11 protein-coding genes, 2 rRNA genes and 1 riboswitch are annotated in these 16,221 nt (G+C 49.4%); of the genes, 9 read left to right on the forward strand and 4 right to left on the reverse strand.

The features are described 5' to 3' along the window. Positions 1-363: ribosomal RNA gene (locus tag EZV61_RS06580) — 23S ribosomal RNA — on the forward strand; the annotation flags it as partial. Between the two features lie 89 nt (positions 364-452). Continuing rightward, a 5S ribosomal RNA gene (gene rrf, locus EZV61_RS06585) occupies positions 453-568 on the forward strand. Between the two features lie 554 nt (positions 569-1,122). Here rrf and EZV61_RS06590 read toward each other — a convergent pair. Together EZV61_RS06590 and EZV61_RS06595 are read right to left on the reverse strand one after the other, a co-directional pair. Continuing rightward, complete coding sequence (locus EZV61_RS06590) at positions 1,123-3,039, reverse strand: tetratricopeptide repeat protein (protein ID WP_165569546.1); 1,917 nt, start codon at positions 3,037-3,039, stop codon at positions 1,123-1,125. Between the two features lie 89 nt (positions 3,040-3,128). After that, the gene (locus EZV61_RS06595) at positions 3,129-4,100 is read right to left on the reverse strand and encodes a DUF3344 domain-containing protein (protein ID WP_165569547.1); all 972 of its coding nucleotides are present in this window, start codon (positions 4,098-4,100) and stop codon (positions 3,129-3,131) included. Between the two features lie 303 nt (positions 4,101-4,403). Here EZV61_RS06595 and nhaD point away from each other — a divergent pair, with 303 nt between their 5' ends. Beyond that, a complete protein-coding gene (gene nhaD / locus EZV61_RS06600; RefSeq protein WP_165569548.1) occupies positions 4,404-5,780 on the forward strand; it encodes a sodium:proton antiporter NhaD in 1,377 nt (458 codons plus the stop codon). Positions 5,781-6,450: 670 nt separating this feature from the next. Then, positions 6,451-7,032, forward strand: a complete 582-nt coding sequence (gene tpx, locus EZV61_RS06605; RefSeq protein WP_131414735.1) for a thiol peroxidase — start codon at positions 6,451-6,453, stop codon at positions 7,030-7,032. A gap of 71 nt (positions 7,033-7,103) precedes the next feature. Here the strand turns inward: tpx and EZV61_RS06610 are convergent, their stop codons facing one another. Continuing rightward, entirely contained in the window at positions 7,104-7,673 is a 570-nt protein-coding gene (locus EZV61_RS06610; RefSeq protein WP_130566719.1) for a NapC/NirT family cytochrome c, read from the reverse strand. 70 nt (positions 7,674-7,743) lie between these two features. After that, complete coding sequence (locus tag EZV61_RS06615) at positions 7,744-9,207, reverse strand: multiheme c-type cytochrome (RefSeq protein WP_114337402.1); 1,464 nt, start codon at positions 9,205-9,207, stop codon at positions 7,744-7,746. Positions 9,208-9,464: 257 nt separating this feature from the next. Between EZV61_RS06615 and imuA the strand changes: the two genes are divergently transcribed. The 5 genes from imuA (at position 9,465) to EZV61_RS19415 (ending at position 15,957) form a co-directional block, all read left to right on the forward strand. Continuing rightward, positions 9,465-10,169 carry a translesion DNA synthesis-associated protein ImuA gene (gene imuA / locus EZV61_RS06620; RefSeq protein ID WP_131414736.1) on the forward strand — a complete coding sequence of 235 codons (705 nt, stop codon included), beginning with the start codon at positions 9,465-9,467 and terminating at the stop codon, positions 10,167-10,169. A gap of 2 nt (positions 10,170-10,171) precedes the next feature. After that, positions 10,172-11,620, forward strand: coding sequence for a Y-family DNA polymerase (locus EZV61_RS06625; RefSeq protein WP_131414737.1), 1,449 nt, complete (start codon positions 10,172-10,174; stop codon positions 11,618-11,620). 18 nt (positions 11,621-11,638) lie between these two features. Continuing rightward, positions 11,639-14,746, forward strand: a complete 3,108-nt coding sequence (locus EZV61_RS06630; RefSeq protein WP_131414738.1) for an error-prone DNA polymerase — start codon at positions 11,639-11,641, stop codon at positions 14,744-14,746. A gap of 52 nt (positions 14,747-14,798) precedes the next feature. Beyond that, on the forward strand, positions 14,799-15,386 hold the full coding sequence (locus EZV61_RS06635) for a DUF4202 domain-containing protein (protein WP_131414739.1): 588 nt from the start codon (positions 14,799-14,801) through the stop codon (positions 15,384-15,386). A gap of 409 nt (positions 15,387-15,795) precedes the next feature. After that, positions 15,796-15,957, forward strand: a complete 162-nt coding sequence (locus tag EZV61_RS19415) for a hypothetical protein (RefSeq protein WP_158537974.1) — start codon at positions 15,796-15,798, stop codon at positions 15,955-15,957. Between the two features lie 81 nt (positions 15,958-16,038). Next, positions 16,039-16,154, forward strand: a riboswitch (TPP riboswitch). Positions 16,155-16,221: the final 67 nt, after the last annotated feature.

The following is a 16,221-nucleotide window of genomic DNA, read 5'->3' on the forward strand; positions in this document are numbered from 1 at the left end:
AGGGTATGGCTGTTCGCCATTTAAAGTGGTACGCGAGCTGGGTTTAGAACGTCGTGAGACAGTTCGGTCCCTATCTGCCGTGGGCGTTTGAGAATTGAAAGGGGCTGCTCCTAGTACGAGAGGACCGGAGTGGACGAACCTCTGGTGTTCGGGTTGTCATGCCAATGGCATTGCCCGGTAGCTAAGTTCGGAACTGATAACCGCTGAAAGCATCTAAGCGGGAAGCAGGCCTTGAGATGAGTTCTCACTGGGACTTTAAGTCCCCTAAAGGGTTGTTGAAGACTACGACGTTGATAGGCAGGGTGTGGAAGCGTTGTGAGGCGTTGAGCTAACCTGTACTAATTGCCCGTGAGGCTTAACCATACAACCCCTAAGAAGTTTTAAGCGAGTGACGTGCAAGACACGCCAAAATCGATAGAGTGACAGTCGGCATTTTCCTAATTAAGTTTTTGTCTGGCGGCCATAGCGTTGTGGCACCACCTGATCCCATTCCGAACTCAGCAGTGAAACGCAATTGCGCCGATGGTAGTGTGGGGCTTCCCCATGTGAGAGTAGGTCACCGCCAGACACCTAATAAAATAGAAAAGCCCTTCGCGAAAGCGAAGGGCTTTTTTATTTCCAGTGCGTTTAGTGTCGCTCTCACATGGGGAGGTAGACAGCGCGCCAACGGCGCCTCCTTAGCCTGTGCTAGTAGGGTGAGTGACGCCTGGCGTGAGATTGAGTATCTCACTCAGTCACGAACGCCGAAGGGCTATGCCCGTAGGCAGGACTCCGCCAGACACCTAATACAGTGAAGAGGCTACCCGATAGGGTAGCCTTTTTGCGTTTAAGACCGTTGAAAACAGCAAAGCCCTTCGCGAAAGCGAGGGGCTTTTTTGTTTTCAGTGCACTTAGCGACGGCCCTTTAGTGTTGTCATCAAGCTGAAAGAGCCATCAATCAGGGCTGGATACAGACCAACGCGCAAGCATTCTTGGTAGACATTAGATCTATTCACCTAGCGATCAGACGATAAAAAAGCCCGCATCAGCAAATGCGGGCTTTCTAATTTTTATTGCTGTAATTAACTTCTAACTGTTGGATTTCACTTCTTGGCGAGTGAAATTAACTAAGGGGAATTTGCGCTATGCACCATTGAGAACCTTGAGCCTTTGTTTGACTTCATTTGCCTGTTGAAAATCGACACCGAGACTTAGTGTACGCTCAAGAAAACGTATCTCTTGCTTCTTGTTGCCGCTTTTTTCAAAGCTCTTCGCGAGATTAAGCAGATCTGTTAACTCCAGTTGCACGCCCTGTTTTAGCGCCTCGAGGTAGTTAAGCTGTGCCTTATCCCAGTTCCCTAAGCTATAAAACGATTGTGCTAAGACCTTGGTTATTTCAGGGTGTTGCGGCAGCAATGTATGGGCTTTCTGGGCATTAACTAATGCCTCGTTGTTACGCTTTAATGCGAGTTCCGTCATGGCTATCTGGGCAAGGAAGACGCCATTTTTGGGATATTGACTACTGAGTGTTTGGTAGTAACTTAGCGCGTCTTCAAATTTTCCGCTGGTAAACAGTAGATTCGCTAACCTCACAGTTAACTCTGGCCAATCTTGGCGTTTTAAATGGGCTTGACGATAGCCGCTTAGTGCCGCATCTGCGCCATTGAGAAAATATTGAATATCCGCGACTTCGAGTAGTGGAATAACCCATTTAGGGTTGGCATCTTGAAATGCGCGATAGGCGCGCTGCGCGCTATCGCTATCACCGCTCTTCCAATGGCCTCTCGCCAGGTTGATTTGGTATAGCGGATTTTGGTTGTTAGTTTTGTCCGCGAGGAGCATGGCAAAATAGCCTTGGCGGTACAGGTAGTAACTATAGGCGACACTTGACCAGCTAGCGTTAGTGGCTGTGGCAACTTGTTGGCGGATCGACTTATCTTTCAAATCGATATAAAGATTCGATAGTGGTAACAGATCTGTTTCTGAGACCGTCGCTTGCACCGCAATCCGTAACAGTTGGTGCATTGGGTCGTTTGGATCTATTTCGATAAGCTTTGCTACTGTTGATGCTAACTTTTTCTTATCACTCTCCTTATCAGAATTAAGTAACATCAGGCTAGCGAGCTGTAACGGTTCACGACTATCTACAGCCTTCAGCTTTTCTAGCTGTGAATTAGCTGTCTTTAGATCGCCTTCACGCCAAGCTATCAATGCTAAGTCGAGCATTGCGACATAGTTTTCGGGGTGGCGAGTGAGGGTCTCTGTAATGGCTTTCTTGGCGCTACTGGGTTGGTTTTCTATCATCGCAACCGCGCTGAGTATCATAGATGGTCCAACATCTTCGGGGGCAAGCTTCTGCCAAATTTGAGCATACCGCTTGGCGTCAAGCAGTTGACTGGTGGCTAAGCTTAACTTGGTGACCAATACCGTTGCGCCCAAGTTATCGGGTTTAGTGGTTAGTGCGATCTTTAATGCTTTCGTCGCCTCATCGACTCGACCTTGTTGGAATAAGATTTGGCCTTTTAACGTTTGTGCTGAACTGCCAGTTAGTGGGGAGTTAAGGAGCTCCAGAGCTTGATAAAACTGCCGCTTCTTTGCGTAGCCTGTCGCAGCCAAGAATGCGGTAGTGTCATGTAAGTTTGGTGCGAGTTTCTTTAGCTCGATGAGGTGAGCACTTAGGGCTTGGTCTTTACCTTGCCCGAGTAGAGCTAAGATAAATAACTGGTGTCCGGTCAGATCCGCTGGGCGCTCGGCAATCCACTTGCGAGCAGCTGTTTCTGCATCAAGATAATCTTGGTTGGATATTAGTGTCAGTATCTGGTTTCTAGAGGTTTGAGAGTAAAGCCCTTCAGCGACAACTTGATTTAGCCAGCTAAGATCGTTGACGCCTTTGCCTGTTCCTAAATCAACCATCCCCATCTCATTGGCGCCGGTAAAAGCTTGCTCCAAATATTGCTGAGATTTAGTTTCTGTCAGATTGATAGGGGCTGCAATAACAAGGTTGCACAGGCTCACGCTGAGCACTGTTACACGTGCCATCGTTAGTAGTAAACGGCTCATCTGTAATTCCTTTACGCTTAACCGAACTAACATTCTAGAATAAAAAACGGCGGGAAAAATCCCCGCCGCTCTCAGTTTTAGCGCAGCAATTACTTACGGCGACTACGTGCAAATAAACCACACAGTGATAAGCCCAATAGCGCTAATGGTGCTGGCGCAGGTACATCTTGGGTAAATGTTGCTTCGCCTTTAACGTGGAACAAGGCAACAAATATATTGTCATCATTGGATGGATTATCTGTATCGACAGTAATTTTGGAATCACCATCGTTAATGAACGGTACTAAGTTATAACGCTCATCGTCTTCGTTGTAAGCATTAGGGTTAAGCAGATCGTCATCATAACCACCCATGGTGATCAATGAGCCATTTGCTACAAGTTCACCATCATCATTGTTGCCGGCATTATTGGTTAATAGTTGACCATTAACATCGACATTAGACTTCTGGTTACAGCAGCTAAAGCTGATACCCAAACGCATTTCTGCGAAGAACGCTGGATCTGTAGTATCCACAGGGTCAGAGAAGTTCACCTGAGTACTGTCTCCAGCCAGTGCTGCTCCACCATCTAAGATAGCGACTGTAGAGACTTCTAGGCCAGCCATCTCATAAACTACGATCAATGCTTCACCGTCTGTTCTGCTATCAGACTCCCGAAGGCTAAAGTCATAAACCCCACCAGGGCCACCATCAATCGTCGGCTTAACCAGTGCCGTGACATCTTTGCGTCCGGTGCGGAAGAAGGTGTCGCTAACACTAGGGATTGCATTGGTATACTCTTGATCCCAGCTGTTGATGGTTGTGCCATCAAGTGTGACATCCCCCATTGCAGTGGGTGAGCTATACATTGCTGAATAGAGATATGCGGCGACTACTGTAGCACCTGCAGGGACAGAGGCTGAAATAGTGCCGGATTGATCTGTACCGCCCCAACCATCGGACGATACGCCATAATTACCAGTAAATGTTTGGAAGGTTGTAAGTGAAGCTGATGCCATCCCTGATACAGCTAAAGAAGCAACAACAGCACTCACTTTTAAGAGTTGCTTTGCGGTTTTCATCGTGTGATTCCTTAATAATATTGCAAATTTCCATATACAGCTTGGTGTTTTAGCGACGGCATAACACGGCATATGCATCGCTGTCATTGATAGCAAAGCAATATGTTTGCCAGATAGCTTTTTGCTTAAAAATCATCAAGGTGGGTTACAACAAAAACTAATATATATATGCCTTGTAAAATAATTAGACACCAATAGGATTTGTAACTTCCGCGTATAGTTTTTATAGGCTCTGTAGAAATAGTAAGTACTTAGTTCTTTATGGGTAGCAACTTGAAAATGTGACACTGTTTGGAGCCCGAGATGTTTCGTTATTGGCGCTGGTTAGGTGCGGTGATGGTTTTGCTTGCTGGTGTTGTTCTTGCCAGTGATTTTTCTGCGTTTGTTGGTGCGGACAGCATGATGTCCGGCCCTTTGGCCTTACTGATGTTGTTGATCTTTTTCACTGCCTATCTATTGGTGTTCTTTGAACAGCAAACTGGCATCAGTAAAAGCAAGCCGATGATCTTCAGTGCGGGATTGTTGTGGATGTTAGCTGCTGTGATCGCATATCAGCATGATGTTCCCCATGCAGAGATCCGTCTGGCGGTAACGAATAACCTTGATGAGTTTGCCGAACTCTTTCTATTTCTTATGGTGGCGCTAATCTATATCAAGCAGATTGAAGGGCGTGGACTGTTCGAACTACTGAAAAGTGGGTTAGTGAGTCGAGGTTATGGTTATAAAGGTCTATTTTGGCTAACCGGTAGTATTGCGTTCTTTATGTCGGCACTGGCCGATAATTTAACGACGGCCTTGGTGATCGGCTCCGTGGTGATAGCGGTGGGAAAAGATTCACCTAAGTTTACCTCTTTGGGCTGCATTAATACTGTTGTTGCGTGCAATGCGGGCGGTGCATTTTCTCCCTTCGGAGATATCACCACCCTGATGGTTTGGCAGGCTGGCAAGATTGAGTTTGTTGGTTTTTTGCAGATCTTTTTGCCCTCACTGGTGAGCTTCCTGTTGCCAGCGGTGATTTTGACGCTGTTTTTACCTTGCGGGGCACCCGTCATCAGCAGAGATAAGGTGGTGTTGAAACGCCATGGCAGGATGTATTGTGGTTTGTTCCTTGTCACCATCGTACTGGCTGTGGTTTTTGAACAGCTGTTGGGGCTACCGCCCTATCTAGGAATGATGACCGGGTTGTCAATTTTGATGCTGGCCATATTTCTGCGTAGTCACCGCCTGCCACTATCAGACCCCGATCGTGAGCATAACCTGTTCTCAGAGTTACCTGAGGCGGAATGGGACACTTTAATGTTCTTTTTTGGGGTGATGTATTGTTTGGGGGCACTTAGCTTCATCGGTTATCTGGCTTGGGTTTCTGACGCACTTTATCTCGGCTATGGCGCTGGCACAGCTAATGTCGTTGCTGGCCTGATCTCTGCTGTGATTGACAATATTCCTGTGATGTTTGCGATCCTGCAGATGAACCCTGAAATGAATGATTTCCAATGGCTACTGATCACCTTGTGCGCGGGGATCGGTGGTAGTGTGATGTCGATAGGCTCTGCTGCTGGTGTAGCGTTAATGGGCATTGGGAAAGGCCATTATAGTTTCTTAGGGCATCTGCGTTGGTCATGGGCAATCTTACTTGGCTATGCTGCCGCGGTGGCTACCCACTATCTGGTTAATGGTTGAGTGCGGTATAGCAGGAACTTAATAGCTGGTGAGGGCTCTAAAAATTTAGTGGTTATGCCGTGATCCGCTTCGCGGCACTGAACGTTAAAAGCTTGTTAATATAAAATTCTGATCGGCAAGCGCCGTTATGTTCAGAACGGTAAGGACAGGCCGATCTATTTCATTGCATGGATGCCTCTTGTGGTTTGACGTAAGAGGTGATGTATGACTTTTTTCCATTTGACCCCTGAAGAAAAGCGCTACCCGTTGGCTAATATTGCTGCTGTTATTTGCGGTGTTGTTGCCTTGATGTTAGTGATTATTTGTTAAATCTAAGTAGATTAAACCGATAAAAAAGAGCAAGGCCGCTACCGGTTTTGCTCTGAACTTGTGCTGCAAATCTATCTTCGCCAATGGCTTAGGTGCTTCATTCAAGCGTTTGGTGTCTTCCTCAAAGTTATCTGGGGGCAGGGCAAGTCTGCGACCAATTCCGCTGCAAGTTTACCTCCTCTAGGCACCAATACTTTGTGCGATAAGCGACGATCTTTTTGTTACGTACTCCTCTCCTAATAGCTGTCGCAACAACTTGCCACTCTGCTGTTTAGCGGATTTAGTTATGCTTGCCATTGATCTGTTTACTTATGCTAGCGTATGCAGACAAGCTAAGAATTAACTAACTGAGAGAGAAACAATGCTTCGACTTCCCTTTGTGATACTGACGGTCTGTTTATCTTTTTCTGCCTGGGCAGAGCTGACTGAGCGTGAGGGCTTGGTCACCGCAGGTGGCCAGCCATTGGTGCTGCTAGGCTCCGGTGTGGAAGTTGGGCAGCCTGCACCAGAATTTAAGGTCGTAGATAGCAAGTTTGCACCGATCTTGCTGAGTGACTACCAGGGCAAAACTGTGCTGTTATCTGTGGTACCCAGCATTGATACCGGTGTTTGTTCTTTGCAAACCAAACGTTTTAACAGTGAGGTGGCGAAGCTGCCGGCAGATGTGATTTTAATCACTCTGTCTACGGACCTGCCATTCGCTCAGAAGCGTTTTTGTGAAGTGGAAAATGTCGACAAAATGCCTGTGCTGTCCGATGCGGTATGGCGCAACTTTGGTGAGCAGTACGGTTTGTTGATCAAGGATAGGGGGTTGCTGGCGCGTGCTATCTTAATTATTGATAAGGATGGCAAGCTACAGTATCAGGAGCTGGTCAAAGAGGTGAGTGAACACCCTGACTATGATGCCGCTCTGGCGATGATTAAGAAGCTTCATCAGGACTAGCTTTGCAAAAATCAAAAGGGGTCGTTATCGACCCCTTTTGTTGCGCTATGGTGTATCAGCTGCGCTGATTTCTACTCAATTACCGGCCGTTTATGAGCCACTCCTTGATGGCAATCGATACAATTCATATTTTGGCTAAGCATCTTTTGGTGATTGGTTCTGACGCGGATAGGTTGGGCCTCGCTATCCCATCTTTCAGGTGTATGACAACTGCGGCATTCACGGCTGTTGCTGGCCGTCATATCTCGCCAAACGTGCTCGGCTAAGCGTAATCGCTCCTGTTCAAAATTCTCTAGGGTGACAGTTTCCATCAACTGATAGTAGATATCGGCGGTGGCTTTGACTTTGACAATCATTTTGTCGACAAAGGGTTTTGGCACATGGCAGTCAGCGCATGTGGCAATGACACCTGAGCGATTGTTGAAATGTACCGAGGCCTGATACTCCTCGACAATGGTATCCCGGCCAATATGGCAGCCATAACAGAACTCATTCGTGTTGGTGAAGTCCATCACACCGTGAAAGGTCACCACGCCCAAAGCACCTAACACCAACGCGATGAAACCACCGATAGGGATCCCTAATAGCCAACGGCTGCGGGTTTGCTTCCATAATCGGCTGGGCTTTCTATGCTGGTTCATAAAAATCCTTGCTGATAGGTAAAAAGCGGATCAGCTTTCATTCAAGCTGATCCGCAATGCTAGGTGCTACTTATTTGCTCTCGCTTTGGTAGCGCTGTTTAAAAGCCTTCTGTGCTTCTTGGCGCTTTTGTTTGATATCTGCAGGCTCTTTACCCGAGAACCAAGCGTGTTCAGGTCTGGATAAGATCTCGTCGAGCAGTTTTCTCGCTTCTGCTGCTTGCTCTTTCTTGCCTGCATGCTCTGCTTTCTCTACCACTTCCAGGTATTGAGGTACCATCTCAACGTAGAAGCGTTCAGCCACTTCAAACATGCCGTGCCACTGCACGTAATCAGGTGCCATCATTGCTGCACCATGGCGAGCGCGGCGACCTTCATGGTGCCAGAGGTAGAACCAGGTCCACTCAATCTCTTCATCGAACTGGACTTCGGTTAACATCTCATTCTTCGTCAGCAGATCCATCATAGATTTACCCGGACGGGCGAACTTCTCGTTATACAGCACCACTAAATTATCGAACTGAGTATAGAAGTTCTCGATCCAACCACTGGTGTGGCAGGCACTACACACGTTCTTCATATCAGCACGGCGCTCTTCCCAAGGCTTCACTTGCTTGCCTTGAGCAATCGCTTTCGCGTCGACTTTTTCCGAAATTGCAGGACGTAATGTCCAACTAATACGAGCGCCGACGTCATGAGTTAAAGGTAGCTCGCGAGTGGCTGACATATGGCAAGTGGCACATGTGGGGGCTGCATCATAATCTTCGCCAACTATCCATTTCGCTGAACCCAGATTCATATGCTCAACGTTGGCAAAGAAATTAATGCCGTGCTTGGATTCTTCGTAGATCTCTTTTTGCGGATGGTCTGGCCCTAGGTGACACTTTCCGCAGGCTTCAGGGCGACGGGCCTGAACCATGGAGAACTCGTGACGCTGGTGGCAGGCGCTACAAGCACCAACTGAGCCATCAGGATTGAGTCTGCCAATACCTGTGTTGGGCCAGGTGGTTGGATCAAGGTCGCCGTTAGCTAATACTTTGACTTCGGCGCCGTGACATTGCCAACAACCGCTGACTGCTGCGGGGGATTGGCCGTTAAAGCTCAACTGTCCCTCCACCGCCTCGGCGAGAAAGTTATCCAGTGAGCCAATGATCTGCCCCGCTTTGGCATGATGACTGGCGGCAAACTCTTCGACTTCCTTGTTGTGGCACTGCCCGCAATCTTTTGGCGATACAATCACTGCAATATCAAACCCTTCATGCTTGATGGCGTCAGCATCATTGGGATCGGCTTGGTGACACTCAAAACATCCAATATTGGCACCATAATGCTTAGATCGCCCCCATTGCTGGTACAGGGCGGGGTTTTGCTCTTTATGGCAGGCAGCACACTGCTTGCTTTCGTCACTGAGCGACGCAAAAGGTTTTAGCATCTGTGCTTTGGGGGCGGCGTAAGCCAGGCTAAAGAGGGCGCTGCAGGTAAGCAATACCAGCGTGGCAAAGAAGGTGGTCTGTAGTGCTATTCGTCCGTTTTTCATGGTCTGCTGTCCGTCTCGGCATCCGTGATGGTTGGGCAACAACATCTGTATCCGACAGATATGTAAGTGAACAAATAGTAGACAATAAATCCATATATTAAATATGGATTTTGGATAAATGTTAATCAGCTCACTTTGTATGGGTTTAAATGATGAGTGCAGTTGTAATAGATCAATTTTCCTCCGCCAGCAGCTATTTGCCGAATCAATCACCTTAAAATATACTGTATACATATACAGTATATTTTAAGGTGATTATGCCATTATTGGATCCACTTTTTGACTCTGGCTTGCTATGGCAGGGCGCCGCGCCACGAGCTTCGTCTTGTGAATCACTCGCCACTGGTTATGCTGTCTTAGACAAGGCGCTCGATGGTGGGTGGCGACGTCAGGAAGTAACGGAGCTGCTGTTGCCGCGACTCGGCATCGGTGAAGTACAGTTGCTGCTGCCGGCAATGGCAGCGCTGGCATCCGTGGACAAATTCCAGTTGTGGATCGCTCCGCCTATGGTGCCTTATGCGCCAGGGTTGCTGCAGGCCTGCTTGCCTGTGGAACAGCAACTGGTGATTGCTGGGGTTGAAGATATGTCGGCGCAGCTCTGGAGCGCAGAGCAAGCGTTGAGCTCCGGAGCATGTAGTGTGGTGCTGTTCTGGTTACTCGATCCTGCTCAACAGCCCCAAACGTCCCAGTTGCGCCGTTTACAGTTGGCGGCGGAGCGTGGGCAAACCCCGTTGTTTCTTTTTCGTCCCCAATGGATCAGGCAGCAAGCGGTCAGAGATCTCAGCTCGCCAGCGCCTACCCGTCTATGGTTAGAAAGTCATAGTAATAGCCAGTTGCTAGTAGAGCTGTTTAAACGTCGTGGTGGGTGGCCGTTATCGCCTTTTCCACTTTCGCTGGCTGACAAGTTCAGTTTACCGGCAGCAGAGACTGACAGTGTCATTGTCGGCCCTTGGCGGGCGTAAGCATGCTCTGGTTAGCGTTAGATTTCCCCCGCTTAGCGCTTGATTGGTGCTGTCGCAGCCATGAGACGTCTGGTGTTGTGGTCTTGTTGGATCGGCAGCAACGGGTACTGCAGAGCAGTCAGCAAGCTGTGGTGTTGGGGGTACGGCCAGGTATGTCTCTGGCGACCTTGTTGGCATTGACCGATGACATCACTTTATTAGCTGAAGATCAGCTGGTTGAGGGCGATGTTGCGCAATTGTCAGCCACAGCATTGCATGCCATGGCGCTATGGGCGGGGGATTTTGCTTCCCGCATTCTGTTATTTCCGCCCCACAGCTTACTGCTGGAAGTGGGCAGTATGTTGCGTCTGTTTGGCGGCGTAGAGGGTTATCTTGGTCAGTTAAAGCGTAGCTTATTAACCCAAGATCTTAGTTGGCAGTACGCTATCGCTAAGACACCGCGGGCAGCGATCACCTTGGCGCAGGCAGGCGCTAACTGGTCATCACTTGATGCTAAAAAAACAGCTAAACGTCTCGGTGATCTTGCCGTCGAGAGCTTGCCTTTTACCCCTTTGCAGCAGCAAGGATTATCGGGCTTAGGACTGCAAACGTTATCACAACTGCTAGCGCTGCCAGTGGTGGAGATCCGACGTCGCTTGGGCGCGCCCTTGCTCTGTTGGATCCTTGAACTGCAGGGGCGTTTAATGCCCTCGTTTAAGGTGTTTTCAGCACCGCCACGATTTGAGTTATCGCAACCGCTGGTCGCTGAAATTTACCACCTTCACGGTTTACTTTTCCCCCTGCGCCGTTTGTTGCAGGGGTTAACGGATTACCTTCGTCAGCGGCAACTGGCAACCACAGAATGCCTGCTCACTCTCAGCCATCGAGATATTGCTGCAACCTCTATCGTATTGCGATCTTCCTCGCCAGAGACGGGATTTAGGCAGTGGTGGCAGCTGGCGCAACTGCAGTTGGAAAAGCAGCATCTACCCGCGCCAGTGTTGGGGTTATCACTTTGTTGTGAGCAGCTGGTTGCAATCACATCAGCGACAACTGATCTACTACAGCAGCGGCAGGGGGAAGGGTTAACTCAAGGCCAGCTGCTGGGGCGTTTGCAGAGTAAGTTAGGGGAAGGTGCTGTTTATGGCATGACGGTGACCGGTGATCATCGCCCGGAACGAAGCTGGAAGTCTGTGCCGCCCGGCACCTCGGTAGATCCTGTGATGTCAGCTTCACCGGTGGCGAGTTCGTCGCGTCGACCGAGTTGGTTGCTGCCTGTCCCATGTCGATTAAGTAAACCTGATATCACTATTCTGGATGGCCCGGAACGGATCTGTTCCGGCTGGTGGCAGAGTGCCAGCGGTGATGAGGTGATACGGGACTACTATTTGGCGTGGGATCAGCAGGGCGCACTGTGTTGGATCTTCAAAGATGCCAGTGGTGAGTGGTTTCTTCACGGGTGGTTTGGCTGATGCTGAAGGTGGATCTGCATGATTGAATATGCTGAGTTGCATTGTCTTAGTCACTACAGCTTTTTACGTGGTGCTTCCTATCCCGAAGAGTTGGTGGCACAAGCGGCAGCCTTGGGCTATCAAGCATTAGCATTAACTGACGAGTGTTCGATGGCGGGGGTGGTCAAAGCTCATGTGGCAGCGAAACAGCATGGGATCAAGCTGTTGCTGGGCAGTGAGTTTCGGCTGGAATGTGGTGAGCAGTGCGTGGTGCTGGCACCTAGCCGACAGGGGTATGGCGAGCTATGTGGGTTGATTACACTGGCTCGACGGCGCTGTAGCAAAGGTAGCTATCGTGTGTCCGTCGAGGATTTGTTGAATTCACTTGGCCACTGCCTACTGTTGTGGTGGCCGCAAGATGCTGAGCGTTTTCAGGCCATTGCCGCTATGTTAGTCGAACAGTTTCAGCAGCGTTTATGGTTGTTGCATCATCGCTTACTGCAACATGATGATAAGCAGCAACGTCAGCAGCTGATGCGCTGGAGCAGGGATTATCAACTACCTGTCGTGGCTGCTGGCTGTGTCTATATGCATTGCCGTGAACGGCAACCGATACAAGATCTATTGACCGCCATTCGTTATCGCCAACCGTTGACTCAGGTAGCGGCGGCGTTACGGCAAAATGCTGAACATGTACTGCGTCCGCTGCCTGTGCTGGAAAAGCTATTCTCCGCAGATATGTTGCGAAATAGCGTCAAGATCGCCGATCTTTGTCAGTTTTCCCTTGATGAATTGCGCTATGAATACCCCGCGGAGCTTGTGCCTAAAGGGCTGACTGCGAGTCGCTATTTGGCGCAGTTAGTGTCTAAGGGAGAACAATGGCGCTTTCCCCAAGGTACCCCTGTCAAAGTGAAAGCGTTGCTGGACAAAGAGTTAGGGCTGATCGCCGAGCTGAATTACGAATACTTTTTCCTGACCATTTACGACATCGTGCGCTTTGCCAAGTCCCGGCAGATCCTACATCAGGGTAGGGGCTCTGCGGCAAACTCTGCGGTGTGTTACTGCTTGGGGATCACTGAAGTTGATCCCACCAAGGTGGAGCTATTGTTTGAGCGCTTTATTTCGAAAGAGCGCAATGAGCCGCCGGATATTGATGTTGATTTTGAGCATGAACGCCGTGAAGAGGTGATCCAATACATCTATCAAAAATATGGGCGAGATCGAGCGGCCTTGGCAGCGACGGTGATCTGTTATCGTTTCAAGAGTGCGCTGCGGGATGTCGGTAAAGCACAGGGGATTGAACAGAGCCTGCTGGAATACTGGCTACACCAAGTGGATCGCCGTGACCGTGAGCAGAGCTGGCAGCAACAACTGGTGGCGCTGGGGGTGGCGGATCTGCCGATGGGTCAGTTGTTGATCCAGTGGGTTAACGAGTTGATTGGCTTTCCCCGTCATCTATCACAGCATGTCGGTGGCTTTATTATCTCCGCTGGTCCGCTACATCAACTGGTACCGATCGAAAATGCCGCGATGGCAGAGCGTACCGTGATCCAGTGGGACAAAGATGATTTGGAAGATCTTGGTTTGCTGAAAGTGGATGTGCTGGCATTGGGCATGCTAACCGCCATTCGCAAATGCTTTGCATTGATCCAGCAACAGAGCGGACAACCGATGGGGATGGCGCAGGTGGTGTGGGAGCAGCCGGAGGTGTATGAGATGCTGTGCCGCGCCGATACTGTCGGCGTGTTTCAGATCGAATCCCGTGCTCAGTCGAATATGCTGCCAAGATTAAAACCTCGCTGCTACTACGATCTGGTGGTACAGATCGCCATCGTCCGACCTGGGCCGATCCAAGGGGACATGGTGCATCCCTATCTACGTCGGCGGCAGGGTTTGGAACCGGTGGCATATCCAAATGCAGCGCTAGAGGCGGTGCTGTCTCGCACCCTTGGCGTTCCCCTGTTTCAGGAACAGGTGATTAAATTGGCGATGGTGGCAGCGGGCTTTAGTGCTGGCGAAGCGGATCAGTTACGGCGGGCGATGGCGAGTTGGAAGAAGAGCGGCCAACTGGATCTGTTTGAAAAAAAATTTTTGCGGGGCATGGCTGACAATGGTTATGACGAAGCGTTTGCAGTGCAGGTATTTCGTCAGATCCGTGGCTTTGGTGAGTATGGATTCCCTGAGTCCCATTCAGCGAGTTTTGCGCTGCTGGCTTATGTGTCGGCTTGGCTTAAATGCCACTATCCGGCCGCTTTTTGTTGTGCGCTGCTAAATAGCCAGCCGATGGGATTTTATAGCCCTGACCAGCTGGTACAGGATCTGAAACGCCACGGCATCGGCGTGTTGCCTGTGGATATCTGTTATAGCGATTGGGATCATAAGCTGCAGAACGAACAGCGGAAAGAGGGGGCTGCAGAGACCTCCCAGCCAAGTCCGAGGTTGCGTTTGGGGTTACGCTTAGTGAAAGGTTTGTCTTACGCCACGGCTGCGCTATTGGTTGCCCAGCGCCCAGCGCAGGGATTCGCTGATATGGCTGATTTTCAGCAGCGAATTGCAAGTCAACGCAGCATAGCTAAAGACCAAATGGAAGCGCTGGCGGCGGCCGGTGCTTTTCGCTCTTTAGGTGGGCACCGCTATCAAACGCGCTGGCTGCTGTCCGGTGCCGAGCAGGCAACACCGCTGCTTGCGGCGAGGATCGATGATGGTGGTATTGAGTTGGCGGCGCCGACGGAGTCGGCAGCACTCTTCGCCGATTACGCTGCAATGGGCTTGTCGCTGGAGCGCCATCCTTTGGCCATGTTACGGCAACAAGGGGCTCTGTATCGTTGTCAGACGGCCGCAGAGCTCAGCACCATGCGCCATGGCGCGTTAGTTACCGTGGTGGGACTGGTGACGGGACGACAGCGCCCTGGTACCGCCTCGGGAGTGACCTTTATTACTCTGGAAGATGAAACCGGGAATGCCAATGTGGTGGTGTGGCAGGCAACGGCGCGGGCACAAAAACAGCCCTATTTGACTGCCCGATTGTTGGAGGTCAGGGGCGTGTTAGATCAGCAAGGGGAGGTAGTGCACCTGATTGCTGGTAAACTGACGGATCGGAGCGATGAGTTACACGCGCTGCGATTAAAGTCGCGGGATTTCTGCTAACTCTCTAATTCTGCTAATTTAAACCTGAGACAAAGATAACGAAGGATGACCCATGGACAATAATTCGGCTTTAGATCTGACTTTAGAGGCTATCGATCAGGTGAATAGCCAAGACCCCAATATGGAATTTTGTCATGAGGTCGAAGTGCCAAAAGAGCTGTTATATGGGCAACGGATGAGTGAGCGGTTGGCACAGTTTGCGCCGGGTGCCAGTGAGCATCTGCAGATCGCGGCCCGTGCGCAGCATATTAAGCGGTGGGCGATCCCACGCAGCGATTATCCGATGGATCGTCAGGGTTATCATCAGTGGCGTACCGATTTGGGCAAAATGCACGCAGACTTGGCTGCGGAATTAATGCGTGAGCAAGGCTACAGCGAAGACGATGCGGTACGTACCCAACAACTGCTGCGCAAAGAGAAAATTAAGCGTGATGCCGAATGCCAGACCTTAGAAGATGTTATCTGTCTGGTTTTTCTGGAGTATTACTTCGCTGACTTTGCAGCCAAGCATACGGAAGAGAAGATGTTAGGCATTATTCGTAAGACTTGGGCAAAGATGTCTGAGGCGGGTCATGCCGCAGCGTTGCAACTTGATTTACCTGAAGCCATGTTGGCACTGGTTAAGCGCGCGTTGAGCTAAATATGTAAATGAAATTGTTAACATTTCGTGTGATTTCAAAGTAAGAGAGCAAATTGTTGCTCTCTTTTTTTTGAGTAAATTTCCAACGGTTTGGACTATTGCTATTTTGTAGATGTGATCTGGGTCGCAAATTATCCCGTATTTGAGCGTGATGGCTTCGCTTTGTTGTCATAAAACTATTTTCAGTGCAGAAAAATCTTTGTAAAACCGCGTGTTATAAAAAAGTTACTTTTTTTCGCTAAAAAATTTAACAAAACGTAAACAATTGACTAAAATTGCATCATTAAATGACGAATAAATAGCTAATTGAGAATTTGTTGCGCTAGATCAGACCGTATTTTTTAGTGATTACTACTCTTAGCGCAGACCAATTTATAACCAATTTTAAATAACCCAGTTGGAGATTGTAATGGATAAAGCCATGACCGCAGCAGAAGTGGAAGCGCTGCGAAAACAACTGGCGACGGATCGCACTGTGATGGTGGATATTTTTGATCACCTAAAGCAACTCGTTCTGATCGCTGACGAAAGCAGCCCTCAGGCCACAAATGAAGAGAGTTACGCTGCCTGAAGTTCAGGGCTTTATCTCTTGCACTAGTTTTTAAAGGGTCGCACTTGTGCGGCCCTTTCTATTTCCCCTATACTCGTTGCCAATATCTTGTCGGAGTGCCGAGCTACCTTTGGGTAGATAGGCTGAGATCGCGAAAGCGGGATCCGTTGAACCTGATCAGGTTAATGCCTGCGAAGGGAAACAAGAGGGCGTGTCCCTGTTGTCTATCGCAAACAGCTGCGATACCTAGCAGAAGCCATAGCCCTTAATCCTACTGAACCACTC

The sequence above is a fragment of the Corallincola luteus genome, from assembly GCF_004336975.1.
GTDB lineage: Bacteria > Pseudomonadota > Gammaproteobacteria > Enterobacterales > Neiellaceae > Corallincola > Corallincola holothuriorum.